Below are 25,205 nucleotides of genomic sequence, written 5' to 3' on the forward strand. Positions count from 1 at the left end.
AAACGCGAGACGCCGGCCCGAAGGCCGGCGTCGCTTTCTAGCACGAACGATGCCGATCAGCGCACGGGGCGGCAGACCGTCCGGCCGTAGTAGTTGCTGTAGTAGCAGCGCTCGCGCGGCGCCGTGGCCGAACCGATGATGGCTCCGCCCGCCGCGCCGATGATGCCGCCGGCAACCGCGCCGCCGGCGCGTCCGGTCGCCAGGCCGCCGATCAGGGCGCCACCCGCCGCGCCGATCGCCGCGCCGGTCAAGGCACGGTCGCCCTGCTGGCTGCCAGTACCCGAGCATGCGGCCAGCGACAGTGCCACGGCCACGATTGCCACAACCTTCTTCATTGTTTGCCCTCTGCTGCCTTTTTGGGCCCGCAAGCCCTTCATTTCCACCGCCATCCTAGCCGTCGGGGGCCGGGCCGCCAACCAGAACTTTGGGTTTGCGGGGCTTTGCAACGATCAAGTGTAGTGGATAGCCGAATGCTTCCGAAGATTTGCGCAGGCAAGTACATGCTTAATATAATTTCAAAATCGTTATTTGGACCGCATTTCACCCAATTTCCTAAAATACTCTCTGTGTTTCGCGCGTCACATTCTGGTCATATTTTGATATAGGTTGCGACTGTTCGATCGTTCTGGAGTGGCTCAACGTTCGATAGCGAAAACTGAACAGGGAGTACGTCGTGACTGACGGTCCTCATCGTGTGCCAAGTCTTTGTTCCTTGGCGTCTTTTGCCTGCAGCGCAAGCAATGCCCGCGCGCCGGCCGCCCCTGCGTGGCGAGCCAGTGGGCCGAGGTCCGGGGAGCGTTCCCGGGGAACCTCCGCCGCGCGCCCGGCCATCCTCCACCTGACATCCGCGTCCGCCTGACGCGTCCAAGCCGCAGCAGCCTGCATCGCCGGCGCGCGCCTCGTCGCGGCGTCCGGAGGTGACGGGTTGTGTCCTTGCGCCGGAATCCCCGCGGGGGTCGGCGCCCTCATCCCACGCAAAAAGGGAGAGATGAATGAAGAAGACCGTCACGGTCGCAGGTCTCGTCGCCAGCCTCGTCGCAGGATCCGCCGCAGCGCGGGCCGAAGGGGGCGGGGAGCAGATCAACTGGCACCTCGCCTCGGTTCAGCCGACCGCCTCGGCTCCGGCAGAACCCGCCACGACGGGGTCGATCGCCCCGGCTGCCAAGTCCGGTGATGCCAAGTCCGCCGCTCACAAGTCGGACGCCGCCAAGGCCGAGCATGGCAAGGCCTCGCCGTCCAAGTCCGCCTCGGCGGACCCAGAGGCGGCGAAGCCCGAGGATGCCACCGCGTCCGACAAGGCGGTCAAGGCGAGCGGCGCTCTGTCCTTCGTGGCCGGCGAGCGCGGTGCCTACCGTGACCTGATCGCCCGGCACGCGGCGGCCAACGGCGTTCCCTTCGCCCTGGCCGATGCCGTCGTCCGGATCGAGAGCCGCTACAATCCGACCGTGCGCCACGGCGGTGCCGTGGGCCTCATGCAGATCAAGCCGCAGACGGCGCGTGGCCTGGGCTACAGCGGCGGCGCGCAGGGCCTCCTCCATCCGGAGACCAACCTGCGCTGGGGCATGCTGTACCTCGCCCAAGCCTACCGCATGTCCAAGGGCGAAACCTGCGCCACGGTCATGCGCTACCAGAGCGGCCACGGCGCGACCCGCATGAACGGTGCGAACCGCGTGTACTGCGCCAAGGCCCGGACGATCATGGCCAGCCTGCGCTGACCACTGCGGGCCCCTTTCAACGCATCTTCGGCCGGCCGGGTTCCCCCGCCGGCCGATTTGCTTTAAGCCCGGCCGGCCAGTCGGCCGGACGGCCGCGGTCCTTCGGGATCGAGGAAAGTCCGGGCTCCACGGAGATACGGTGCCGGATAACGTCCGGCGGGGGCGACCCCAGGGACAGTGCCACAGAAAGCAAACCGCCGGCCCTCGTGGCCGGTCAGGGTGAAAGGGTGCGGTAAGAGCGCACCGCGCCTCCGGCAACGGAGGTGGCAGGGCAAACCCCACCGGGAGCAAGACCGAATAGGGGCGAACGCGGCGGCTTGCCGCCGCAGGGCCGTCTCCGGCTCTCGCCCGGGTTGGTTGCTCGAGGCGGTCGGCAACGGCCGCCCCAGAGGAATGGCCGTCACGTCGCGTGGTTCGCCGCGCGGCCCTACAGAACCCGGCTTACAGGCCGACTGGCACTTTTTCCCCGACCGTCGGGCCCGGATGCGGGCCTGTCACCGGCCCGCGGCCCGCTCGTCCTGCGGGTCGGGATCGCGCGGGGTGCCGCCCCGCGCCTGACCGGCGATCACCGCCTCGGTGTTGCCGAGGAGGCGCCGCACGGCCCGGCGCGCGGCATTGGCGTTCTGGGCCCGGATGGCGCGCTCGATGGCCTCGTGCAGGTCCTGGGCGTGGCGAAGGTCGTTCACCTCGCGCGTGACGTAGGTGAACAGGCCCTCGAGCGCCGAATCGATCAGGGCGCCCAGCGGCAGCAGCAGGTCGTTTCCGGCGGCGCGGAGGATGGCGACGTGGAAGCGGGTGTCGGCGGCGGTGCGCTCGCTCAGCGTCCTGGCCACCCCCATGTCGTGGCAGGCCAGGCTGATCGCCTCCATCTGCTCCTGCGATCGGCGCACCGCGGCCAGCGCGGCGGCCTCCGGCTCGATGATGGACCGGAACTCCTGGACGGTGCGCAGGAAGGTGAGCCGCTCGGGCGAGGCCGCGTACCAGGTCAGCACGTCGCGATCGAGCAGGTTCCAGCGGTCCCGCGGCTCGACCCTGGTGCCCACGCGGGGCCGGGACGACAGCAGGTTCTTGGCCATGAGCATCTTCACGGCCTCGCGCACCACGGAGCGGCCCACGTCGAAGATCTTCGACCATTCCGCCTCGTTGGGCAGGATCGAGCCGGGCGGATAGTCGCCCCGCACGATCCTCAGCCCGATCTCGTTGGCGACGGCCGAATGGACGGTCCCGGCGGCGATCCTCGGCCAGCCGGTCGTGCGGTGCTGCGGGCGATGCTTCTGGTCGCTCGCCGCTTCACGTCCTTCCGGACGCGACGGCGTGGCTTTGCTTTTTGGCTTGTCGGTCACGTTGCATGTGCTCAGCTCTCGCTTTCTCGATAAGCTCTGACCCGGTCGAGGGCAACGGCCAGCAGGATGAAACTGCCCACGAAGGCGCCCTGCCAGAAGGTGCTTATCCCCAGGAGGATGAGCGAATTGCGGATCACCTCGATCAGCGCCGCCCCGACGACGGCACCGAACACGGTGCCGGCCCCGCCCAGCAGGTTGGCGCCGCCGATGACCGTCGCCGCGATGACGCTGAGCTCCATGGACTGGCCGAGATTGGTGGTGACGCCGCCCAGCCAGCCAGCCTCCAGGATGCCCGCCAGCCCCGCCATCAGGGCCGAGAACAGGTAGACGCTGATCTTGGTCGAGCGCACCGCCACGCCGGTGCGCACGGCGGCCTTCTCGTTGGCGCCGATGGCGAAGACGTGCGTGCCCCAGCGCGTCCATTTCAGCATGAACGCCGTCACGGCGGCGAAGAGCACGAGCGCCACCACGGGGTGGGCGATGCCCAGCGTCGAGCCGCCGCCGAGCGTGAACAGCAGGCTCTCGTCCGGGCCGAACTGGAAGATCATCTTGTTGCCCGACAGCACCATGGCGATGCTGCGCGCGATCGACAGCATGCCGAGCGTGACCACGAACGGGGGAATGCGCAGGAAGGCGATCAGGACGCCGTTGACGAGCCCCACCGCGAGCGACGCCGCCAGCGCCAGGATCGAGGCCACGACCAGCGAATGGCCGGCGTTCATCGAGATCGCCAGCACCATGGCCGACAGGCACAGCACCGACCCCACCGAGAGGTCGATGCCGCCCGAGATGATGACCACCGTCATCCCGAGCGCCACGATGGCCACGAAGGCGAAGTTGCGCGTCACGTTGAACAGGTTCTGGGGCGTGGCGAAGGTGTCGGTCGCCACGCTGAGGGCGAGGCACGCCAGAACGGCGGCCACGAACACCCAGAATGCCTCCTGGCGCACGAGGCCCGCGAGGCGTCCATGGGTCTGGCCGCTGATGGCCGCGTCGATGTCGGCCGACGGCGGGGGAGGGTCGGTGCGCTCAAGCATGGCTGATCGCTCCCGTGATGAGGCCCGTCACTTCCTCGGGCGAGGTGTCCGCCACCGCCTTGTCGGCCACCTTGCTGCCGCGCCGGAGCACGACGATCCGGTCCGCCACGGCGAAGACGTCGGGCATGCGGTGGCTGATGAGGATCACCGCGATGCCGTGCGCCCTCAACTCGCGGATGAGGCTCAAGACCTCGGCGACCTGACGGACCGAGATGGCGGCGGTGGGCTCGTCCATGAGCACGATGTCGGGTTCGCTGAGCCGTGTCCTGGCGATGGCGACGGCCTGGCGCTGTCCGCCGGACATGGAGCGAACCTTGTCGCGGGCCCTCGTCTCCGACTTGAGGCCCTTGAACAGTTCTGCGGCACGCCGGTTCATGGCGGCATAGTCGAGGATCTGGAACGGCCCGATCCGCCGGGTGAGCTCGCGGCCCAGGAACACGTTCACCGCGGCCGTCAGGTTGTCGCACAGCGCGAGGTCCTGGTAGACGATCTCGATGCCGTGGCGGCGGGCGTCGAGAGGCCCGTGGAAGGTCACCTCCTCGTCCTTCAGGTAGATCCTGCCGCGGGTCGGCCGGAAATTGCCGGCGATCAGCTTCACCAGCGTCGACTTGCCGGCGCCGTTGTCCCCCATCAAGCCCATCACCTGCCCGGGCTCGAGCGTGAGCGAGACGCCGTTCACCGCGTGAATGGCGCCGAACTCCTTCGATACCGCCTCCAGCCTCAGTGCACTCATGTGCCGTCGTCTCCCTCGTCCCGCCCCATAGGACTGGACGGCTCCCGGGCCGTCAATATCAGAAAAATCTGACTTGTCTGATTTGTCAGATAAATGTTGACCGCTCCTTCGTCCGGCGGTTTAGTTCGCTCACGGGAGAAACGACGGGTCGTATCGCGGTGCTGCGAGAGGGCGGTCGCCACCCCTGCCGGAGTGCGGGCCCCGACCCGTGCGCCCGGCACGCGGTTCGCCGGGGGCGGACGTCCGTCCGTCGCCTTCCGGGCTGCCCGGCACGTCGCGATACGCCGCCGCCATCGGCCGGCGCCGCCTGTCCAGCAATGACAATGATCACCGAGGGAGGAGTGGAATGATGCTGAAGTTGACCGTCCTGGCGGGCATCGCCGGACTTGCGCTCTGCTCGACGGCGAGCGCCCAGGACAAGACGCTCGCGATCGTCGTGAAGGGGCTCGACAACCCCTTCTTCGAGCAGATCAACCAGGGCTGCCAGAAGTGGAACCGCGAGAACGCCTCCTCCGGCTACAAGTGCTTCTACACGGGGCCCGCGTCGAGCGCCGACGAGGTCGGTGAGGTGCAGATCGTCGAGGACCTGCTCAACCGTCCCGACGTGAAGGCGATCGCCATCTCTCCGTCGAACGCGCCGCTGATGGCGCGCATGCTGAAGCAGAAGGCGCCCAAGATCCCGATCATGACGATCGACGCGGACCTGTCGAAGGACGACGCGGGCCTGCGCAAGACGTATCTGGGCACCGATAACTACCAGATGGGCGTGAAGTTCGGCGAGCACCTCAAGAAGCTCAAGGGCTCCGGCGGCACCATCTGCCTGCAGCTTGGCAACGTCGCGGCGGCGAACATCAACGAGCGTGCCGCGGGCCTTCGCGACACGCTGGCTGGCAAGAAGGGCACCGACAAGCTGGCGGGGCAAGGGGGCTGGAACGAGATCGCCGGGTGCCCGGTATTCACCAACGACCAGGCCGACCTCGCCAACCAGCAGATGGCCGACACCTTCACGGCCAACCCGAACCTCACGGCCTTCGTGCTGGTCGGCGGCTGGGCGCAGTTCGCGCCGCAGGCCTATGCCCAGGTGACCGACCAGGTGATGGCCAAGCTGAAGCAGAAGTCGCTGGTCATCGTGGCCGGCGACACGCTGCCGCCGCAGATGGAGGCGCTCAAGGCCGGGCGCAGTCACGTCCAGGTGGGCCAGCGGCCCTTCGAGATGGGCTACAAGGCGCCCAGCGTCATGATCGACCTGCTCAACGGCAAGACCGTCGAGCCGATCATCTTCACGGGCCTGGACGAGTGCACGTCCGAGAACGCGGCCTCCTGCATCGGCGGCTGACATCCCCTGCGTCCGGCCCGACCTCGATCGGGCCGGACCGGCAGGTCCGCGGGGCGTTCGACGCGCCCGCTCCACCGCGATCGATCAACAGCTGGAACACGCCATGAAAACCACACTTGCGACCGTCGCCCTCGCCGGCGCGCTGGCCCTGACCGCGACGCCCGGCATGGCCCAGGGCAAGAAGACCCTGGCCTTCGTCGTGAATGGCGCCTCCGACTTCTGGAAGCTGGCCGAGGCCGGCGTGAAGAAGGCGCAGGCCGAACTGCCGAACTACACGCTGCAGTTCAAGTATCCGGAGCAGGCCGCGGCCGCCGTGCAGCAGCGCCTGATGGACGATCTCGTCGTCGCCGGCGTGTCGGCCATCATGGTCAGCGCCGTCGATCCGAAGACGTCGACCGCCGCGCTCAACCGCGTCGGCGGGCAGGTGCCCCTGTTCACCACCGACAGTGACGCCCCGGACTCCAACCGCATCGCCTATATCGGCTCCTCCAACATGGATGCCGGGAAGCAGGCCGGCGAGATCGCCAAGAAGGCTCTGCCGAACGGGGGCAAGTGCATCGGCTTCGTCGGGCTCCCCGGCGCCGACAATGCCCGCGAGCGCATCGAAGGCATGAAGGCGGCGATCGCCGGCACCAAGATCGAGCTCGTGGACGTGCGCGGCGACGACATCGACCAGACCCGCGCCAAGCGAAACGTGGCCGACGCGCTGGCCGCCAACCCCAACATCGACTGCATGGTGGGCTTCTACTCGTACAACCCGCCGCGCATCTACGAGGTGCTGAAGGAGTCCGGCAAGCTCGGCAAGGTGACCGTGATCGCTTTCGACGAGGACCCGATCACGCTCGGCGGCGTCAAGGAAGGCACCATCGCCGGAACGGTGGTGCAGCAGCCCTACGAGTGGGGCTACCAGGGCATGAAGCTGATGGCCAAGGTGCTGGAGGGCGACAAGTCCGGCATTCCGGCCAACAAGCTCGTGATCGTCCCGACCAAGATCATCGACAAGTCCAACGTCGATGCCTTCGAGACCGAACTGAAGGCGCGCATCCGCGGCTGAGGTTCGGCGAAGGCGGGGCGGCGGCCGATCCTCCGGGCCGCCGTCCCAGCCGTCGTGTCGGCCGGTTCCATCCGATGAATGCCTCCATTCTGAGCGCGAACGGCGTCACCAAGGCCTTTGCCGGGGTGCTGGCGCTTGACCGCGTCGACTTCGCGGTCCGGCCCGGCGAGGTCGTCGGGCTGGTCGGGGAGAACGGCGCCGGCAAGTCGACGCTCATGAAGATCCTGGGCGGCATCCTCGCGCCGGATGCCGGCAGCGTCGGTCTCGACGGCGTCGACCTGCCCCGCCTCACCGTGGCGAGCGCCATGGCCGGAGGCATCGCCTTCGTCCACCAGGAGCTGAACCTCTTCGACAACCTGACGGTCGCGGCCAACGTCATGATCGGCCGGGAGCCGGTCAGGGGAGGGCCCCTGCGCCTCGTCGACGACGCCGCGCTGGAGAGACGGACCGCGCCCCTGCTGGCGCAGCTCGGCGCGGACTTCGCGCCGCGGACGCCGCTGTCGCGGCTTTCCCTGGCGCAGATGCAGCTCGTCGAGATCGCCAAGGCCCTGTCGCTGCAGGCGCGCGTCGTGATCATGGACGAGCCGACCTCGAGCCTCACGGCTTCGGAGACGGATCGCCTCCTCGACGTCATCGGCCATCTGAAGGCCCGTGGCGTCGCCGTCGTCCTCATCACCCACCGCCTGGGCGAGATCGAGCGCTGCGCGGACCGCGTCGTCATCCTGCGCGACGGGCGGCGGGTGGCCGAGCTCGCCGGCGATGCCATCCGGGCCGACACGATGATCGCCCACATGATCGGGCGGGACCTGAAGACCCTCTACCGGGCGCCGGCCGCTCCGCCCGGGCCCGCGATCCTCGAACTGCGCGCCCTGCGCACCCCCTACCGGCCGGAGCGCCCCGTGCACCTCACGGTCCATCGGGGCGAGATCCTCGGGCTCGCCGGTCTCGTCGGGGCCGGCCGGACCGAACTGGCGCGCGCCATCTTCGGCATCGACCGGCCTCTCGCCGGCGAGATCGTGATCGACGGCCGCCCGGTCGCCATCGCGTCGCCGGACCAGGCGATCGCGCAGGGCCTCTACCTCATTCCCGAGGATCGCAAGCGTCTCGGCCTCATGCTGGACTTTCCGATCCGCCAGAACGTGTCGATGGCGATGCTGGCCGGGCGCTCTGCGGCCACGCTGGTCGATCTGGAGGAGGAGGAGGCCGTCGCCGCGCGCGAGCGCGACCGCCTCGGCATCCGGGCCGCCAGCCTCTCGCTTCCGGCTGGCGCGCTGTCTGGCGGAAACCAGCAGAAGGTCGTGCTGGCGAAATGGCTCGCCTTGTCGCCCCGCATCCTCGTCTTCGACGAGCCCACGCGCGGCGTCGACGTCGGCGCCAAGAGCGAGATCTACCGGATCATGCGGGAGCTCTCCGACGCCGGCGTCGGCATCCTGATGATCTCGTCCGACATGGAGGAGATCATCGGGGTCAGCGACCGCGTGGCGGTGATGCACGAAGGTGCCATCGCCGGGCTCATCGAACGCGACGGCCTCAGCGAAGAGGCCATCCTTTCCCTCGCTGTCGGGCGCAGGACGCGCTGACGACCATGGAGCAGCGCCTGACATGATCAGTCGAAAGGACCTCGGCCTCCTCATCCTGATCCTGGTGGTCGGGGCGATCGTCGCGATCATCAATCCCCGCTTCCTGTCGCCCATCAACCTCGCCAACACGGCCAACCTGATCGGCCTGTTCGGGCTCTTCGCCGTCGCCCAGGCCTTCGTCATCATCTCCGGCGGGATCGAGCTCTCGGTCGGCTCGATCATCGCGCTGGTCGGCGTGGTCTTCGTCGACCTCGTGGCCAACGAGACGCTGAGCCCCGGCCTGGCCGCGGTGGTGGCGCTCGCCATCGGCGCGCTGATCGGGCTGGTGCACGGGCTGCTCGTCACGCGCGTCGGGATCCAGCCTTTCGTGGTGACGCTGTGCGGACTGCTGATCTACCGCGGCATCGCGCGCTACTACACCGAGGATGCCACGGCGGGGTTTCCGTTCGGCGCCAGCTTTCCCACGCTCGAGTGGCTCACGGCGGGCCGGTTCTACGGCGTGCCGCACAGCCTCATCGCGTTCGTCCTGGTCACCATCGTGATGAGCGTCGTGCTGCACCGGTCGGTGTTCGGCCGGCACCTGTTCGCCGTGGGCAAGAACGAGGAGGCGGCCCGATACAGCGGAATCAGGACGACGCGCGTCATCGTGGCGGCCTATGTGATCTGCTGCACCCTGACGGCGCTGGCGGCCATCTTCATCGCCATGTACACGCGCTCCATCTCCCCATCGTCGCACGGAAACTTCTACGAGCTCTACGCCATCGCCGCCGCCGTCCTGGGCGGGTGTTCGCTGCGGGGCGGGGAGGGCTCCATGCTGGGCGTGGTGCTGGGCACGATCCTCCTCCAGGTGCTCCAGAATCTCGTCAACCTGCTCGGCATTCCCAGTTCACTGAACTTCGCGGTGATGGGCTCGGTCATCCTGCTGGGGGTGATCGCCGACCGGCAGTTCACCTCCGTCGGTAGTCGCAGGGCGGCCAAGGTGCCAGCGGCCACCACGACGCCGGCGGCTTGACGCCGTCTCCGGTCCGAGCGCGCGAGCCGGGCTGGACATCGGTCGCCCCTGGCCCATGCTAGCGGGCGGGGGAGGCGCCGATGCGGGATGACGGCGGCCGCCTCCTGCATCGAAGGGGAGCCCAGCCGGCATGAGCGTGCGACCGATCCTGTGCGTGGGAGCGCTGACCTACGACGTCATCATGCACGTCCCCGCGCTGCCGTCGGGCACCGGCAAGTTCATGGCCGACGGCATGTCGATCAGCGCGTCCGGCATGGCCGCGATCGCGGCGACGACGGTGGCGCGGCTCGGCCATCCGGTGGCCTTCTGGGCCAATGCCGGGCGTGACACGCCGGGCGATTTCCTGGTCGCGGAGATGGCGCGGGAAGGCATCGCGACGGACTTCATCCGTCGCGTCCCGGACGTCCCTTCCGGAACCGCGGTGATCGTCGTCGATGGGCGGGGAGAGCGGGTGGTCGTGCCCTACTACCATCCCGTCCTGATGGGCCCCGCGGAGGTCATGCCGCCGATCGCCGACGGGGCCTTCGGCGCGGTGATGACCGACGTGCGGTGGCCGGCCGCCGCGGGGCCGGCCCTCGACGCGGCGCGGGCGTGCGGTATCGCCGCGATCCTCGATCTCGACGTCGGGCCGCCGGCCGTGCTGGCCGACCTTCTCCCGCGCGCCTCGCACGTGGTCGCCTCCGCCTCCGGAGCGCGGATCGTGACCGGGGAGGGCGATCCCGCCGTGGCGGCGACGCGGCTCGTCGAGCGCGGCTCCGCGGACCTCGTCGTGGTGACGGACGGTGAGCGCGGCGTGTGGTGGGGCGGCCCTTCGGCGCCCGGGATCTGCCATCACCCGGCCTTTGCGGTCGAGGCGGTCGACACCAACGCGGCAGGGGACGTCTACCACGGGGCCTTCGCCGTGGCGCTCGCGCAGCGCCGGCCCATCGAGGCCGTCCTGACCTTCGCCGCGGCGGCCGCGTCCTTGAAGTGCCTCAGGGCCGGCGGTCGGACCGCGGTGCCCACGCGCAGCGAGGTGGAGCGGTTCCTCGCGGAGCGCCCGGCAGCCACGCCGGACTGACCTTCGCCTCACAGGACGGCGACGGTCCGCTTTTCGTAGATCTCGCGGATCCTGGCGCCGTCCCAGACGTAGCAGAGGTGGCGCTCCTGCCGGCAATTGCCGAGCGCGCGGGGCCGGAACACGGCGGCGCAATGGCCCGTCACGCGGCGCACGCTCGTATAGACGATCCCATGCGAGCCGGCGCTCCGCAGGCGACGCGCGAGGGACTGGCCGGCGCCATAGTTCACGTCGTCGTAGACGTCGGGATCGGCGGGCCACCCGCCACGGATGTCGTGCAGATCGGCATCGAGGTCGACGAGGTACACGCGCCTGTCGAGTTCCTGTGCGGGCTCTCTCGTGCGCCGCATGAACCGTTCCGCGTGGTAGACCGTCTCGGCCATCGCCGTTTCCAGGTCCAGCGCTGCGTAGAACACCCCGAAGCTGCCGTCGGTGAACCGGCTGCCTTCCGGATTCAGGTGCGTGAAGGCCGCCATCACGATGCTCGTCCCGGGGCCGCTGATCCGCTCCTCGGGCGGCACGAGGCGGATCTCGCCGATCTCGTCCCGCAGCCGCGGGTTGGTCATGGATTCCAGGGCAATGATCGCGTCGAGGTCCTCGGGCGCCGCCACCCGCTCGAACAGGGAGATGGGCGGAAACCGGCTCGGAATGATGCGGAAGCAGGGTTGCCACGTCACCCGGACGGTCAGCGGCACGGTCACGGCGCTCACGCCAACCCGCCGCGCTGCGCGTCGAGGTACTGGCGGACGACGAAGAGATCGGCGACCTGCCCCGACAGCATCCTGGCGAGAGCCGAGCTCCCCCCGAACAGCGGCGCGTCGTTGGGCTTGCGGATCCAGGCGTCGGCGGACGCCTCGTTCGGCAGAAGGATCTGGAGCGCCTTCCAGATGCCGAGGATGTAGGAGATCCGCTCGAGGGTGTCCTTCGGCAGGGCCACGTCCTGGTTCTTCTTCCAGGCGAAGAACGTGGAGCGGGCCGTCAGCCCGAGCAGCGCCATCTGCTCGTCCGGCGAGAGCTGCCACTGGGACGCGATCCGAAAGAAGGTCCGCAACGCCGGACCCGACAGTTCCCGTCGATCGAGCACCACGCCGGCTGGGGAGACAAGACCCATGGACAACCCTCCTGGCCGACTTTCTAGTCCGAATTCAGTCAAATTTCAATGTTCAATCCAGATTCGGACATCCCGGTTCCCGGGCTGACGCACGGGGAATGGCACGCGCCCCCTGTGTCTTTCCGCTTCGTTAAAGCCCTGACGCGGACTTTGAGCCCGGAATCAACGGTTCCTTAACGTTAACAAGGTGTGATGCGGGAGAGAGTTGGGGACGTGCGTCCGCACGTGCCTTTCCCATGTCCATTCAATTGACGCCCATACTGTCCCATGCTATCCCAAATCATCCCGTTTCGAGTTTCGGCACCCGCCGGGTCCACCAATCGGAGGCAGGGCTTCTCTGCCGCCGCGGGGCTCGTCGTGACCGGGGTCGAGGCGGGGTGTGTCGTCGCGGGACGGTCCGGTGCGGCCGTGCGTGAGGTGGGTCCGGAGTTCGATGGATCGGTTCGTATCCAGCTTCACCAGTCGCCTGGATGCGAAAGGTCGGGTGTCGATTCCGGCGTCCTTTCGTGCGGTGCTCGCGCGGGACGGGTTCGAGGGGCTCTACGTCCATCCCTCGCTGGAAGCCGAGGCCCTCGATGCGGGGGGCAACGGTCTGCTGGCGGAGATCGAGGGGCTCATCGAGCGGCTTCCGCCGTTTTCGGACGAGCGGGATCATTTCTCGACGGCGCTTTACGGCATCAGCGAGGTGCTCAAGGTGGATCCGGAGGGGCGCGTGTCATTGACCGAGACCCTCAAGAGCCATGCGGGCATCACGGATGCGGTGACCTTCGTGGGACTGGGGCACAAGTTTCAGATCTGGGAGCCCTCCGCCTTCCAACGTCATCTCGACGAGGCCAGACGGAAGGTGAGGGATCTCAAGAAGGAACTCGGCAGCCTGTTGCGGCCGGGTTCACCCGCCGGAGCACGGGAACGATGACGGGTCGCGGCGATCGGACCTCCGACGCCGCTGGCGGACCGGCTCGTCACGTTCCCGTCCTGGTGCGGGAAGTCGTCGATGCTCTGTCCCCGCAGGCGAGCGGGCTCTATTGCGACGGAACCTTCGGCGCGGGTGGCTACACCCGCGCGATCCTCGCGGCCGATCCTGGCCTGCGGGTGCTCGCGCTCGACCGGGATCCTGACGCCATCGCGGGCGGCCAGGCGCTGGTCGCGCAGTCCGCGGGACGGCTCGTCCTCGAGGAGGCGCGCTTCGGCGACCTCGCCGCCGTGGCGGAGCGCACCGGCTTCGTGCCGCTCAGCGGAATCGTCCTCGACATCGGCGTCTCGTCCATGCAGCTCGACGACCCGCACCGGGGCTTCTCGTTCCGGTTTGACGGGCCGCTCGACATGCGCATGGAGCAGGCCGGGCGCAGCGCCGCCGACATCGTCAACACGATGGAGGAGGGGCCCCTCGCCGATCTCATCTTCGCCTATGGCGAGGAGCGCCGGTCGCGCGCCGTGGCGCGGGCCATCGTCGCGGCCCGGCGAGAGGAGTCCATCACGACCACCAAGCGCCTGGCCGACATCGTCGCCTCCGTCGTGCGCGGCGCGCCGGGCGACATCCACCCGGCAACGCGCACGTTCCAGGCCCTGCGCATCGCCGTGAACGACGAACTGGGCGAGCTCGAGCGCGCGCTCGAAGGGGCGGAGCGGGTCCTGGCGCCGGGCGGACGGCTCGTCGTCGTCACCTTCCACAGCCTCGAGGACCGGATCGTGAAGCGCTTCATGCAGGAGCGCACCGGCCGCGAGGCCGCGCCCTCGCGCCATGCGCCGGCCCTGGCGCGCTCGACCGCGACCTTCGCGCAGGTCACGCGCAAGCCGGTCGTGGCCGGCGAAGACGAACTTCGGGACAATCCGCGCGCTCGCTCGGCCAAGCTCAGGGCCGTCGAACGCACGGATGCTCCCGCCGGCCCTGCCACCCGGGGAGGTCGACGCTGATGCGCCGCCTGATGCACATCCTCGCCATCCTGGCGCTCGTCGGCTCGGCGCTCTACGCCTACCGCATCAAGTACGACAGCATCTACCTGTCCGAGCGCGTCGCGAAACTGCGGACGCAGGTCGCCCGCGAGAAGGAGGCCATCGCCGTCCTCAAGGCGGAGTGGCAGTTCGTGAACCGGCCCGACCGCATCCAGACGCTCGCGGACAAGCACCTGCACGACATCGTCCCGGCGCAGATCACCCAGATCGTCCGCTGGGCCGACGTGCCGCCGCGCCCGGCGCAGGTCGACGGCATCGGCGCCAAGCTCGAGTCCCTCGGTCTCGCCGCGCCCACGAACACGCCCGCCCTGGGCAAGGGCGGGGATGCGCACACGCCGACCTCCACGACCCCCAGCCGCAAGCCGTGAGACACCGATGAGCCAGACAGACCAGGACGGCCCCGTCGCCTCATCCGAACCCACAGCGATCGCGCCCGTGGGCGAGGAGCGCGTGCCCCTGTCGCGCCGGCTCTGGTCGTCGGTCACGGACCTGTTCCGGATGCGCCTCGACAAGAGCGGGCATCGCGTCTTCCTGGTCGCCGCGGGTTTCTTCATCATCTACGGCGTCATCGCCGGCCGGCTCGTGCAACTCGGGCTGCGCCCCGATCCGCCCACCGCCTATCGCCGCGCGGCGGCGGAAGTGTCCGGTGCCCGCCCCGACATCGTCGACCGCAACGGCGCTGTCCTGGCGACGGACGTGAAGACCGTCTCGGTCTTCGCCGAGCCCAGGCGCATCATCGACAAGGACGAGGCCGTCGAGCTGCTGACGGCCGTGCTGCCGGACCTCGACGCCAAGGACCTGCGCGACAAGCTCGGGGCCAAGCGCGGCTTCGTGTGGATCAAGCGCGAGATCACGCCGAAGCAGCAGCAGGAGGTCTATCGCCTCGGGTTGCCGGGCATCGGCTTCATGCCCGAGAACAAGCGCGTCTATCCCAATGGACCCGCGGTCTCGCACGTCCTGGGCTTCACCAATCTCGACAACCAGGGCATCGCCGGGATCGAGAAGTACATCGACGGGCAGGGCCTGGCCGCCCTCAACATGGCCGGCCTCACCACCGATCCGTCCGACATGAAGCCGGTGCAACTGTCGCTCGACCTGCGCGTCCAGCACGCGGTGCGCGACGAGCTCATGCGCGGCATGGAGAAGTACAAGGCCAAGGCCGCGGCGAGCCTCGTCCTCGACGTGACCACGGGCGAGGTGATCTCGCTCGTGTCGCTGCCCGACTACGATCCCAACGTGCCGACCGATGCGCTCGATCCGAACCGCATCAACCGACTGGCCGTCGGCGTCTACGAGATGGGCTCGACCTTCAAGGCGCTGACCACTGCGATGGCGCTGGACTCCGGCAAGGTCGGCATCAACTCCTCGTTCGACACCCGCGGCGCCCTCAGTTTCGGCCGATTCAAGATCCACGACTACCACGGCACGAACCGGGTGCTGACGGTGCCGGAAATCTTCATCCACTCCTCGAACATCGGGTCGGCGCGCATGGCGCTGGCCGTGGGCGTTGAAGGGCACAAGGCGTTCCTGCGCAAGCTCGGCCAGCTCGACCGCATGCGCACGGAACTGCCCGAGAGCGCCGAGCCGATCGTCCCGTCGAAGTGGGGCGAGCTCAACACCATCACCATCGCCTTCGGCCACGGCGTCGCGGTCGCGCCGCTGCAGGCGACGGCCGCCGTCGGGGCGCTCGTCAACGGCGGCAACTGGATCACGCCGACCTTCCTCAAGCGCACGCCCGACCACCCGGTGGGCGACTCGGTCAGGGTGATCAAGCCCGAGACCAGCGAGGCGCTGCGCTACGTCATGCGCCTCAACGCGGAGAAGGGGTCCGCCAGCAAGGCGGCCATCCCCGGCTACTACGTGGGCGGCAAGACCGGCACGGCGGAGAAGGTCATCGGCGGGCGCTACTCCAAGAACCGCCTGTTCACGACGTTCATGGCCATTTCCCCGTCGGACAAGCCGAAATACCTGTTCCTGACGCTCTATGACGAGCCCCAGGGCCTGCCCGAGACCTTCGGCTTCGCCACCGCGGCCTGGAACTCCGGCGCGACGACGGGCCGGATCATCGAGCGCGTCGCGCCGCTGCTCGGCCTGCCGCCGCGCTTCGACCCGCCGGTCGCGCCCTTCCCGGTGATGGCCCGCATGGGGGCCTGGGGCACGCGATGATCCCCAAGACCCTTCCGCTCTCCGCTCTCCTGGCCGGATCCGGCGCGTCGGCGCCGGACGTCGGCGTGACGGCGGTCACCGCCGACAGCAGCAAGGTCGCCCCGGGCGCCTGCTTCTTCGCGGTGCCCGGTACGCGCGCCGATGGGCTCGTCTTCGCGCGCGCGGCCGCGCAGGCGGGTGCCGCGGCCGTGGTGGGGGAGGGCGAGCGTCCGGCCGACCTTCCGGCCGAGACGGCCTATGTCCGGGTGCCGGACGTCCGCCGCGCCCTGGCCCTGGCGGCCGCGGTGCTTTATCCCGCGCAGCCCGGCACCGTCCTGGCCGTCACGGGGACGAGCGGCAAGACCTCCGTCGCCGAGTTCACCCGGCAGATCCTGGCCGCCTGCGGGCGGCAGGCCGCGAGCCTCGGCACCATCGGCGTCGTCGCGCCCTCCGGCGCCGTCTACGGTTCGCTGACGACGCCCGATCCGGTGACGCTCCACGAGACGCTCGATCGCCTGGCGCGCGACGGCGTCACCCATCTCGCCATGGAAGCGTCCTCGCACGGCCTGGACCAGCGCCGGCTGGACGGCGTCCGGCTCACCGCCGCGGGCTTCACCAATCTCGGCCGCGACCACCTCGACTACCATCCGACCGTCGAGGACTATCTTGCGGCCAAGCTGCGCCTGTTCGACACGCTGCTGCCTGCCGGCGCGACCGCGGTGGTGAACTGCGACGGCGACCGCGGCGCCGACGTCCTCGCCTCGGCGAAGGCCCGTGGCCTGCGGCTCGTCACCGTCGGACGGGCGGGCCAGGACATCGTCATCGAGGACCAGCAGCGCGGCAACTTCGGCCAGCGCCTCACCTTGCGAACCGCCGCGGGACGCCACGAGGTTGACCTGCCGCTCGCGGGCGACTTCCAGGCCTCCAACGCGCTGGTCGCCGCCGGCCTGGCGCTGGCCGCCGGCGAAGACGAGGCGGCCGTCTTCGGTGCGCTGTCCGGCCTCGCCGGCGTCAAGGGTCGCCTCGAACGGGTGGGGACGGCAAACGGCGCCATGGTCGTCGTCGACTACGCCCACAAGCCCGACGCGCTGGCGCAGGTCCTCGACACCCTTCGCCCCTACGCGCCGGGACGGCTCGTGTGCGTCTTCGGCTGCGGCGGCGACCGCGATCGCGGCAAGCGGCCGCTGATGGGCGCGATCGCCAGCCAGAAGGCCGACGTGGTGATCGTCACCGACGACAACCCCCGCTCCGAGGACCCTGCCGCCATCCGCTCCGCCATCCTCGCCGCCGCTCCCGGTGCGCGGGAGATCGGCGACCGGGCGCAGGCCATCCGGACGGCCGTGCACGACCTGAGGGCTGGGGATGTCCTCGTCATCGCCGGCAAAGGCCACGAAACGGGCCAGATCGTCGGCGACCGGGTGCTGCCGTTCTCCGATCACGAGGCGGCACGTGCCGCCATAGCCGAGGTTGCCCCATGACGACGCCCGCCCTCTGGACACCGGAAGCCCTCGCGCGGGCGATGACGGCGCGCGCGGCCGGGCCGGCGCCCCGGGCGGCCACGGGCGTGTCCATCGACACGCGGACGCTGGAGCCCGGCGACCTGTTCTTCGCCATCAGGGGCGACAACCGCGACGGCCACGACTTCGTGGCGGCTGCCCTGGAGCGGGGCGCTGCGGCCGCCGTCGTGGCACCGGACCGGGCCGACGAGTTCGCCCGCATAGGACGGGTCTGGGTGGTGGAGGACGTCCTCGCCGCCATGGTCGCTCTGGGCCAGGCGGCCCGCGAGCGCACCGCGGCGCGCATTGCCGCGATCACCGGATCGGTCGGCAAGACGGGCTCCAAGGAGGCGCTGCGCACGATCCTGGACCGGCAGGGCGCCACCCACGCCTCGGTCGCCTCCTACAACAATCACTGGGGCGTCCCGCTGTCGCTGGCCCGCATGCCCGGCGAGAGCGCCTACGGGATCTTCGAGATCGGCATGAACAATGCCGGCGAGATCGCGCCGCTCGTCGCGATGGTCCGTCCCCATGCCGCGCTGGTGACCACCGTCGAGCCGGTGCACCTGGAGAACCTCGGCTCGATCGAGGCGATCGCCGACGAGAAGGCGTCCATCTACGGCGGCCTAGTCGCCGGCGGTGCCGCCATCGTCAACCGCGACAATCCGCAGTTCGAGCGCATGCTCGCCACCGCGAAGGCGTCGCCCGCCGGCCGCATCGTCACCTTCGGCGAGCACGAGGCCGCCGACGTGAGGCTGGTCCGCCTGATCCCCATGGCCGACATGTCGGTCGTCGAGGCGCGGGTGCATGGCGAACACGTCACCTATCGCCTGGGAAGCCCGGGGCGCCACGTTGCGCTCAACAGCCTGGGCGTGCTGGCGACCGCGCTCGAACTCGGCGCCGACCTCGCCCTGTGCGCCATCGCCTTCGCCGACGTGACGCCGCCCTCGGGTCGCGGCGCCCAGATCCGGCTGGTGGCGCCGGGTGGCGAGATCACGCTGCTCGACGAGAGCTATAACGCCAACCCGGCCTCCATGCGCGCCGCCTTCGACGTGCTGGCGCAGACCCCTGTTGGTCTGCGCGGCCGCCGCGTCGTCGTCCTGGGCGACATGCTGGAGCTCGGCCCGGACGGCCCGGCCATGCACGCGGGCCTTGCGCGCTCCATCATCGACAACGGCATCGACGTCGTGTACGCGGCGGGGCCCCTCATGAAATCGCTGTGGCAGGCGCTGCCGCTGGAAAAGCGGGGAGCCTGGGCCCCGAGCGCCGCCGACCTCGAACCGATGGTGCTCGCGGGGCTTCGCGCCGGCGACGCGGTGACCGTGAAGGGCTCCAACGGGAGCCGCACGGGCCGCATCGTGGCCGCGATGCGCTCCCATTTCGCCCCCCAGCCGGCCTGAGCCAGAAGGACCTCCGATGCTGAACTGGCTTGCCGACTACTCCTACGCGTTCAGCCCTCTGAACGTGTTCCGTTACATCACCTTCCGCACGGGCGGCGCGACGGCGACCGCGCTGTTCTTCGTGTTCTTCTTCGGTCCGCGGATCATCGCCAGCCTCCGGATCAAGCAGGGCAAGGGCCAGCCGATCCGCAGCGACGGGCCGCAGTCCCACCTCGCCAAGAAGGGTACGCCCACCATGGGCGGGCTCATGATCCTGTCCGGCCTCGTGGTGTCGACGCTGCTGTGGGCCAACCTGCGCAATCCCTATGTGTGGGTGGTGCTGCTGGTGACGCTGGGCTTCGGCCTCATCGGCTTCTACGACGACTTCCTGAAGGTGACGAAGCAGACGCACAAGGGCTTCTCGGGCAAGTCGCGCCTCGCGCTCGAGGCCCTGATCGCCGGCTCGGCGTGCATCGCCATCGCCTACGTCATCCCGCAGATGCAGGGCTTCGCCAGCGCGCGCCTGGCCACCGCGATCACGCTGCCGTTCTTCAAGGACGTGCTCGTCGACGTGGGCATCTTCTTCGTCGCCTTCGGTGCGTTCACGGTGGTCGCCGCGGGCAACGCCGTGAACCTCACGGACGGGCTCGACGGCCTGGCCATCGTGCCCGTGATGATCGCCGCCGCCACCTTCGGCTTCATCGCCTACCTGTCGGGCAACTTCGTCTTCGCCAACTACCTGCAGATCCACTTCGTCCCCGGCACCGGCGAGATGGCGGTGGTGTGCGGCGCGCTCATCGGCGCGGGTCTCGGGTTCCTGTGGTTCAACGCGCCTCCGGCCCAGATCTTCATGGGTGACACCGGCTCGCTGGCGCTCGGCGGCCTGCTCGGCACCATCGCCGTCGCCACCAAGCACGAGATCGTGCTCGCCATCGTCGGCGGTCTCTTCGTGCTCGAGGCGCTCTCGGTCATCATCCAGGTCGCCTCCTTCAAGCTCACCGGCAAGCGCGTCTTCCGCATGGCGCCGATCCACCACCATTTCGAACAGCTCGGCTGGTCGGAACCCCAGGTCGTGGTGCGCTTCTGGATCGTCTCCGTCGTGCTGGCCCTCATCGGGCTCTCCACCCTGAAGCTGCGGTGATCGCACGATGACGCCGGTCACCTCCTTCACCGGTCGCACCGTCGCCCTGTTCGGGCTGGGCGGCTCGGGCCTGGTCACGGCCCGCGCGCTGCTGGCCGGAGGGGCGGCGGTCGTCGCCTTCGACGACAAGGAAACGTCGCGCGATGCCGCCACGGCGGCGGGCATCGCCGTCGAGGACCTGCGCACCAGTGACTGGTCGCGCTTCGACGCCTTCGTCCTGGCGCCGGGCGTGCCGCTGACGCACCCGCAGCCGCACTGGTCCGTCGAACTCGCCCGGGCCGCCGGCGTCGAGATCATCGGCGACATCGAACTCTTCTGCCGCGAACGGGCCGCCGTGGCCGCGGCGGCTCCCCTGATCGCGATCACCGGAACGAACGGCAAGTCCACGACGACGGCGCTGTCGGCCCATCTGGTCGCCGCCGCCGGCCGCGACGCCCAGATGGGCGGCAACATCGGGACGGCCATCCTGGCGCTCGCGCCGCCGTCCGAGGCGCGCGTGCACGTGGTGGAGTGCTCCTCCTTCCAAATCGACCTCGCTCCGTCGCTGGCGCCCACCGCCGGCATCCTCCTCAACGTCACGCCGGATCACCTCGACCGGCACGGCACGATGGAGAACTACGCCGGGATCAAGGAGCGCCTCGTGGCCGGGGCCTCCACGGCCATCGTCGGGGTCGACGACGACTGGTGCCGCGCCATCGCGGACCGTCTCGCCGCGGCCGGCCGGCGGGTGGTGCGGATCTCGGTCGAGCGCCGCCTGGAGGAAGGCTTCTGGCTCGACGGCACCTGCCTGGTGCGCGCCGCGGCCGACGGCACGACCACGCGGTTCGAGCTCGCCTGCATCGGCTCCCTGCGCGGCGCACACAACGCCCAGAATGCGGCCGCCGCCATCGCGGCCGTCGGTGCGCTCGGCGTGTCCGACGATGCCATCCGGGCCGGATTGGCTTCGTTCCCCGGCCTGGCGCACCGCATGGAGCAGGTCGGCCGCATCGGGCGGGCGCTGTTCGTCAACGACTCCAAGGCCACCAACGCCGATGCCACGGAGAAGGCGCTGGCGTCCTTCCCCGGGGCGATCCACTGGATCGTCGGCGGGACGCAGAAGGAAGGCGGCATCGCGCCCCTCGCACCGTATTTCGACCGCATCGCCCGCGCCTATCTCGTCGGCAAGTCCAGCGACGACTTCGCGCGCACGCTCGAGGGCAAGGTCGACGTCGTGCGGTCGGGGACGCTGGACGAGGCCGTCCCGCAGGCCGCCGCGGACGCCGCCGCCAGCGACGCGCCCGAGCCGGTCGTCCTGCTCTCGCCGGCCTGCGCCTCCTACGACCAGTTCCCGAATTTCGAGGTTCGCGGCGCCCGGTTCCGCGATCTCGTCCGCGCTCTCCCGGGCCTCGCACCCATCGGAAAGGACTGAGCCATGCGCTCGCGCCTCGAACGCACGCCCTTCGCGGATTGGTGGTGGACGGTCGACCGGCTTCTGCTCGTCGCCCTGTGCATCCTGATGGTGGCCGGGATCGTGCTCGGCATGGCGGGAAGCCCGCCCGTGGCCGAGCGGCTGGGCCTGGCGACGTTCCACTTCGTCAACCGGCAGGTGATGTACCTGGTGCCGGCCGGCATCGTCATGCTGGTCGTGAGCTTCTTTACGCCGCGCCACGTCCGCCGCGCCGCCCTGCTCATCTACGTGGTGGGCATGGCGATGGTGGTCGCGACCCTGCTGTTCGGCGCCGAAGTGAAGGGCGGGCGCCGCTGGCTCAGCCTGGCCGGCATGACCATCCAGCCGTCCGAGTTCGTGAAGCCGGCCTTCGTCGTGCTCGCGGCCTGGGCCTTCTCGGAGGGCGGACGGCGCACCGACGTTCCCGGCACCATCATCGGCTTCCTGCTGCTGTTCGTGACGATCACGCCGCTCGTGATGCAGCCCGACATCGGGCAGACCACGCTGCTCGCACTCGTGTGGACGGGGCTCGTCTTCCTGTCCGGCCTCCACCTCTTCTGGGTGGTCGCGCTGGGCGGCTTTGGCGCCCTTGGCCTGTTCGCCGCCTACCACCTCCTGCCGCACGTGGCCGCGCGCATCGACCGCTTCATGAACCCGGCCTCGGGTGACACCTTCCAGATCGACAACGCCATCGACAGCTTCGTGCAGGGTGGCTGGCTCGGGAAGGGACCGGGCGAGGGCACCGTCAAGCGCATCCTGCCCGACAGCCACACCGACTTCATCTTCGCCGTGACGGCCGAGGAGTTCGGCATCGTCATGTGCCTGACCCTCATCCTGGTCTTCGCGCTCGTGGTGCTGCGCGGCCTCGTTCTGTCCCGGCGCAACGAGGAGCCCTTCTGCCGCCTCGCCGCGGCGGGGCTCGTGATGCTGTTCGGCCTCCAGTCCGTCATCAACATGGCCGTCAACGTGCACCTGATGCCGGCCAAGGGCATGACTCTGCCCTTCATCTCCTATGGCGGCTCGTCGCTGATCTCGCTGGCGCTCGCCATGGGCTTCCTGCTGGCCGTCACGCGCCGGCGTCCGCGCTCCGAGTATTTCGACCGCATCGTGGTGACCCGCAACGAACGCGGGAGCGCCTGATGGCGGGTATCGGACCCGTCCTCCTGGCCGCCGGCGGCACCGGCGGTCATCTCTTCCCGGCGGAGGCGCTGGCGGCCGTTCTGGCGCGGCAGGGCGTGGTCGTGCACCTGGCGTCCGACGAGCGCGCGGCGAAGTTCGGCGCCGGCTTTCCCGCGGCCGCCGTGCACGCGATCCCCGCGGCCACCCCCAGCGGGCGCTCGCCCGTGGGCATGGCCAAGGCGGCCATCAAGCTGGGGCAGGGCGTGCTTGCGGCCTACGGGGTGATCGGCCGGGTCCGGCCGTCCGTCGTCGTGGGTTTCGGCGGCTACCCAACGGTGCCTCCCGTCCTCGCCGCCTCCCTGCGCGGCGTGCCGACCCTCATTCACGAGCAGAACGGCGTGCTCGGCCGCGCCAACCGCCTTCTCGCCTCGCGCGCGACGGCCATCGCCACGGGCTTTCCCCAGGTTCGCGGCATCGAGGGTCCCCTGGCCGCCAAGCAGGTTCACACGGGCAACCCGGTCCGGCCGGCCGTGCTCGAGGCGGCGAAGACGCCCTTCGCGGAGCCTGCTCCCGGCGGCACGCTCGACCTCCTCGTGTTCGGCGGCAGCCAGGGCGCGCGCGTGATGAGCGACATCGTGCCGCCCGCGCTCGAACGGCTTCCCGCGCAGGCGCGGGCCCGCCTGCGGATCGTGCAGCAGGCGCGCGAGGAGGATCTCGCGCGGGTCCGTGACACCTATGCTCAGTTGGGTGTGACGGCCGAGATCGCTGCGTTCTTCAAGGACCTGCCGGCCCGCATGGCGGCAGCGCACCTGGTGGTCGGGCGCTCCGGCGCGTCGACGGTCGCCGAGCTCGCCGTCATCGGCCGTCCCTCCATTCTCGTCCCGTTGCCGCAGTCGCTCGACGGCGACCAGGCCGCGAATGCCGTGAGCCTCGAGGCGATCGGCGCGGCGACAGTGATCCGCCAATCCGACTTCACGCCCGACCGCCTCGCCGCCGAGCTGGCGGCCAGGCTGGCCGATCCCGGCAGCCTCGTGCGGGCCGCCGCTGCGGCCCGTGGAGCGGGCCTCCCCGATGCCGCCGAAAGACTGGCCGCCTGCGTGATGCGGCTGGCCGGAAAGACCCAGGAGATTGCCGCATGAAGCTTCCCGCCGAACTCGGACCCATCCACTTCGTCGGCATCGGCGGCATCGGCATGTCCGGCATCGCCGAGGTGCTGCATAATCTCGGGTATACGGTGCAGGGCTCCGACGCCTCCGACAGCGCCAACGTGAAGCGCCTGCGCGACAAGGGCATCGCCTGCTTCGTCGGGCACAAGGCGGAGAACGTCGGCGAGGCGGCCGTGGTGGTCGTGTCGACCGCGATCCGTCGCGACAATCCGGAGCTCATGGCCGCCCGCGAGAGGCGCCTGCCCGTGGTGCGCCGCGCCGAGATGCTGGCCGAGCTCATGCGGCTCAAGCAGTGCGTCGCCATCGCCGGCACGCATGGCAAGACGACCACGACCTCGCTGGTCGCCACGCTGCTCGATGCCGGGCATTTCGATCCCACCGTCATCAACGGCGGCATCATCAACGCCTACGGCACCAATGCGCGGCTCGGGGCCGGCGACTGGATGGTGGTGGAGGCCGATGAATCCGACGGCACCTTCCTGAAGCTGCCCGCCGACGTCGCCATCGTCACCAACATCGACGCCGAGCACCTCGACCACTTCAAGACCTTCGACGCCATCAAGGACGCCTTTCGCGCCTTCGTCGAGAACCTGCCGTTCTACGGATTCGCGGTGATGTGCCTCGACCATCCGACGGTGCAGGAGCTCGTCGGCAAGATCGAGGACCGGCGTGTCATCACCTACGGCGAGAACCCCCAGGCCGACGTGCGGTTGATGGACGTGGACCTCACCGGCGGGCGGTCGCGCTTCAAGGTCGTCATCCGCGACCGCAAGAGCGGCAAGCTCACCGGCATCGAGGAACTGACGCTGCCGATGCCCGGCCACCACAACGCCCTCAACGCGACCGCCGCCATCGCCGTGGCCTACAATCTCGGCATGCCGCTGGAAACCATCCGCGACGCGCTCAAGGGCTTCGGCGGCGTCAAGCGCCGGTTCACCCGGACGGGCGACTGGAACGGGGTCACCATCTTCGACGACTACGGCCACCACCCGGTCGAGATCGCCGCCGTGCTGCGCGCGGCCCGGGCCTCCACCACGGGCCAGGTCATCGCCGTGGTGCAGCCGCACCGCTACACGCGCCTGTCGTCCCTCTTCGACCAGTTCGCAACCTGCTTCAACGACGCCGACATCGTCTACGTGGCGGACACCTACGCCGCCGGCGAGCAGCCGATCGAGGGGGCCGACAAGGAGTCGCTCGTGCAGGCGATCAAGGCGCACGGCCACCGCCAGGCCGTGGCCCTGCCGTCGCCCGCCGACCTCGCGGGCCTGGTACGCAGCGTCGCCAAGTCCGGCGACTATGTCGTGTGCCTTGGTGCCGGCACGATCACCAACTGGGCCTACGCTCTGCCGGGTGAACTCGCGGCGCTGGATGGCGTGGGCCGGTGATGGTCAGGTCGATTCCG

The 25,205-nt window shown here is 69.6% G+C and carries 23 protein-coding genes and 1 other RNA gene; 18 read left to right on the forward strand and 6 right to left on the reverse strand.

The features are described from left to right. Positions 1-56: 56 nt before the first annotated feature. Positions 57-335 carry a hypothetical protein gene (locus Q0Q47_RS18665; protein ID WP_293863113.1) on the reverse strand — a complete coding sequence of 93 codons (279 nt, stop codon included), beginning with the start codon at positions 333-335 and terminating at the stop codon, positions 57-59. Positions 336-992: 657 nt separating this feature from the next. Between Q0Q47_RS18665 and Q0Q47_RS18670 the strand changes: the two genes are divergently transcribed. Both Q0Q47_RS18670 and rnpB read left to right on the forward strand, forming a co-directional pair. Further along, positions 993-1,715, forward strand: coding sequence for a lytic transglycosylase domain-containing protein (locus tag Q0Q47_RS18670; RefSeq protein WP_293863115.1), 723 nt, complete (start codon positions 993-995; stop codon positions 1,713-1,715). 76 nt (positions 1,716-1,791) lie between these two features. Then, positions 1,792-2,175, forward strand: an RNA gene (gene rnpB, locus Q0Q47_RS18675) — RNase P RNA component class A. 34 nt (positions 2,176-2,209) lie between these two features. On the opposite strand, the gene Q0Q47_RS18680 is transcribed toward rnpB, so the two are convergent. From Q0Q47_RS18680 to Q0Q47_RS18690, 3 genes are all read right to left on the reverse strand, one after another. Further along, positions 2,210-2,950, reverse strand: coding sequence for a FadR/GntR family transcriptional regulator (locus Q0Q47_RS18680; protein ID WP_293863213.1), 741 nt, complete (start codon positions 2,948-2,950; stop codon positions 2,210-2,212). Between the two features lie 119 nt (positions 2,951-3,069). Beyond that, complete coding sequence (locus Q0Q47_RS18685) at positions 3,070-4,095, reverse strand: ABC transporter permease (protein WP_293863117.1); 1,026 nt, start codon at positions 4,093-4,095, stop codon at positions 3,070-3,072. Continuing rightward, positions 4,088-4,828, reverse strand: a complete 741-nt coding sequence (locus Q0Q47_RS18690) for an ATP-binding cassette domain-containing protein (RefSeq protein ID WP_293863119.1) — start codon at positions 4,826-4,828, stop codon at positions 4,088-4,090. Before Q0Q47_RS18690 ends, Q0Q47_RS18685 begins: the two co-directional genes overlap by 8 nt. A gap of 349 nt (positions 4,829-5,177) precedes the next feature. Here Q0Q47_RS18690 and Q0Q47_RS18695 point away from each other — a divergent pair, with 349 nt between their 5' ends. From Q0Q47_RS18695 to Q0Q47_RS18715, 5 genes are all read left to right on the forward strand, one after another. Further along, positions 5,178-6,164: a sugar-binding protein gene (locus Q0Q47_RS18695; RefSeq protein WP_293863215.1), complete on the forward strand. Its 987-nt coding sequence runs from the start codon at positions 5,178-5,180 to the stop codon at positions 6,162-6,164. A gap of 103 nt (positions 6,165-6,267) precedes the next feature. Continuing rightward, positions 6,268-7,218: a sugar-binding protein gene (locus Q0Q47_RS18700; RefSeq protein ID WP_293863121.1), complete on the forward strand. Its 951-nt coding sequence runs from the start codon at positions 6,268-6,270 to the stop codon at positions 7,216-7,218. A gap of 74 nt (positions 7,219-7,292) precedes the next feature. Beyond that, positions 7,293-8,798 (forward strand): sugar ABC transporter ATP-binding protein, encoded by a 1,506-nt coding sequence (locus Q0Q47_RS18705; protein WP_293863123.1) that lies wholly within the window; start codon positions 7,293-7,295, stop codon positions 8,796-8,798. Positions 8,799-8,823: 25 nt separating this feature from the next. Continuing rightward, positions 8,824-9,810: an ABC transporter permease gene (locus Q0Q47_RS18710; RefSeq protein WP_293863217.1), complete on the forward strand. Its 987-nt coding sequence runs from the start codon at positions 8,824-8,826 to the stop codon at positions 9,808-9,810. Between the two features lie 130 nt (positions 9,811-9,940). After that, entirely contained in the window at positions 9,941-10,870 is a 930-nt protein-coding gene (locus Q0Q47_RS18715) for a PfkB family carbohydrate kinase (protein ID WP_293863125.1), read from the forward strand. 8 nt (positions 10,871-10,878) lie between these two features. Here the strand turns inward: Q0Q47_RS18715 and Q0Q47_RS18720 are convergent, their stop codons facing one another. Beyond that, positions 10,879-11,577: an RES family NAD+ phosphorylase gene (locus tag Q0Q47_RS18720; RefSeq protein WP_293863127.1), complete on the reverse strand. Its 699-nt coding sequence runs from the start codon at positions 11,575-11,577 to the stop codon at positions 10,879-10,881. Beyond that, positions 11,574-11,978, reverse strand: coding sequence for an MbcA/ParS/Xre antitoxin family protein (locus tag Q0Q47_RS18725; protein WP_293863129.1), 405 nt, complete (start codon positions 11,976-11,978; stop codon positions 11,574-11,576). The genes Q0Q47_RS18720 and Q0Q47_RS18725 overlap by 4 nt, the downstream gene beginning before the upstream one ends. 433 nt (positions 11,979-12,411) lie before the next feature. On the opposite strand from Q0Q47_RS18725, the gene mraZ reads away from it, so the two are divergent. The 11 genes from mraZ to murC all read left to right on the forward strand — a co-directional run bounded on the left by mraZ (position 12,412) and on the right by murC (position 25,188). Beyond that, entirely contained in the window at positions 12,412-12,894 is a 483-nt protein-coding gene (mraZ, locus tag Q0Q47_RS18730) for a division/cell wall cluster transcriptional repressor MraZ (RefSeq protein WP_293863219.1), read from the forward strand. Continuing rightward, positions 12,891-13,892, forward strand: a complete 1,002-nt coding sequence (rsmH, locus tag Q0Q47_RS18735) for a 16S rRNA (cytosine(1402)-N(4))-methyltransferase RsmH (RefSeq protein WP_293863131.1) — start codon at positions 12,891-12,893, stop codon at positions 13,890-13,892. The genes mraZ and rsmH overlap by 4 nt, the downstream gene beginning before the upstream one ends. Further along, on the forward strand, positions 13,892-14,299 hold the full coding sequence (locus Q0Q47_RS18740) for a hypothetical protein (RefSeq protein WP_293863133.1): 408 nt from the start codon (positions 13,892-13,894) through the stop codon (positions 14,297-14,299). Before rsmH ends, Q0Q47_RS18740 begins: the two co-directional genes overlap by 1 nt. Before the next feature lie 130 nt (positions 14,300-14,429). Next, complete coding sequence (locus tag Q0Q47_RS18745; protein ID WP_293863221.1) at positions 14,430-16,097, forward strand: penicillin-binding protein 2; 1,668 nt, start codon at positions 14,430-14,432, stop codon at positions 16,095-16,097. Continuing rightward, positions 16,094-17,554, forward strand: coding sequence for a UDP-N-acetylmuramoyl-L-alanyl-D-glutamate--2,6-diaminopimelate ligase (locus Q0Q47_RS18750; protein WP_293863135.1), 1,461 nt, complete (start codon positions 16,094-16,096; stop codon positions 17,552-17,554). Before Q0Q47_RS18745 ends, Q0Q47_RS18750 begins: the two co-directional genes overlap by 4 nt. After that, positions 17,551-18,972, forward strand: a complete 1,422-nt coding sequence (locus Q0Q47_RS18755) for a UDP-N-acetylmuramoylalanyl-D-glutamyl-2,6-diaminopimelate--D-alanyl-D-alanine ligase (protein WP_293863137.1) — start codon at positions 17,551-17,553, stop codon at positions 18,970-18,972. Before Q0Q47_RS18750 ends, Q0Q47_RS18755 begins: the two co-directional genes overlap by 4 nt. Positions 18,973-18,988: 16 nt before the next feature. Next, complete coding sequence (gene mraY, locus Q0Q47_RS18760; RefSeq protein ID WP_293863139.1) at positions 18,989-20,092, forward strand: phospho-N-acetylmuramoyl-pentapeptide-transferase; 1,104 nt, start codon at positions 18,989-18,991, stop codon at positions 20,090-20,092. A 7-nt stretch (positions 20,093-20,099) separates the two neighbouring features. After that, positions 20,100-21,500 carry a UDP-N-acetylmuramoyl-L-alanine--D-glutamate ligase gene (gene murD / locus Q0Q47_RS18765; protein ID WP_293863141.1) on the forward strand — a complete coding sequence of 467 codons (1,401 nt, stop codon included), beginning with the start codon at positions 20,100-20,102 and terminating at the stop codon, positions 21,498-21,500. A gap of 3 nt (positions 21,501-21,503) precedes the next feature. Further along, entirely contained in the window at positions 21,504-22,658 is a 1,155-nt protein-coding gene (locus tag Q0Q47_RS18770; protein WP_293863143.1) for an FtsW/RodA/SpoVE family cell cycle protein, read from the forward strand. Next, positions 22,658-23,776, forward strand: coding sequence for an undecaprenyldiphospho-muramoylpentapeptide beta-N-acetylglucosaminyltransferase (gene murG / locus Q0Q47_RS18775; protein WP_293863145.1), 1,119 nt, complete (start codon positions 22,658-22,660; stop codon positions 23,774-23,776). The genes Q0Q47_RS18770 and murG overlap by 1 nt, the downstream gene beginning before the upstream one ends. Further along, on the forward strand, positions 23,773-25,188 hold the full coding sequence (gene murC / locus Q0Q47_RS18780; protein WP_293863147.1) for a UDP-N-acetylmuramate--L-alanine ligase: 1,416 nt from the start codon (positions 23,773-23,775) through the stop codon (positions 25,186-25,188). The genes murG and murC overlap by 4 nt, the downstream gene beginning before the upstream one ends. Positions 25,189-25,205: the final 17 nt, after the last annotated feature.

The sequence above is a fragment of the uncultured Alsobacter sp. genome (assembly GCF_945952055.1).
In the GTDB taxonomy this organism is placed as follows: Bacteria; Pseudomonadota; Alphaproteobacteria; order Rhizobiales; family Beijerinckiaceae; genus Alsobacter.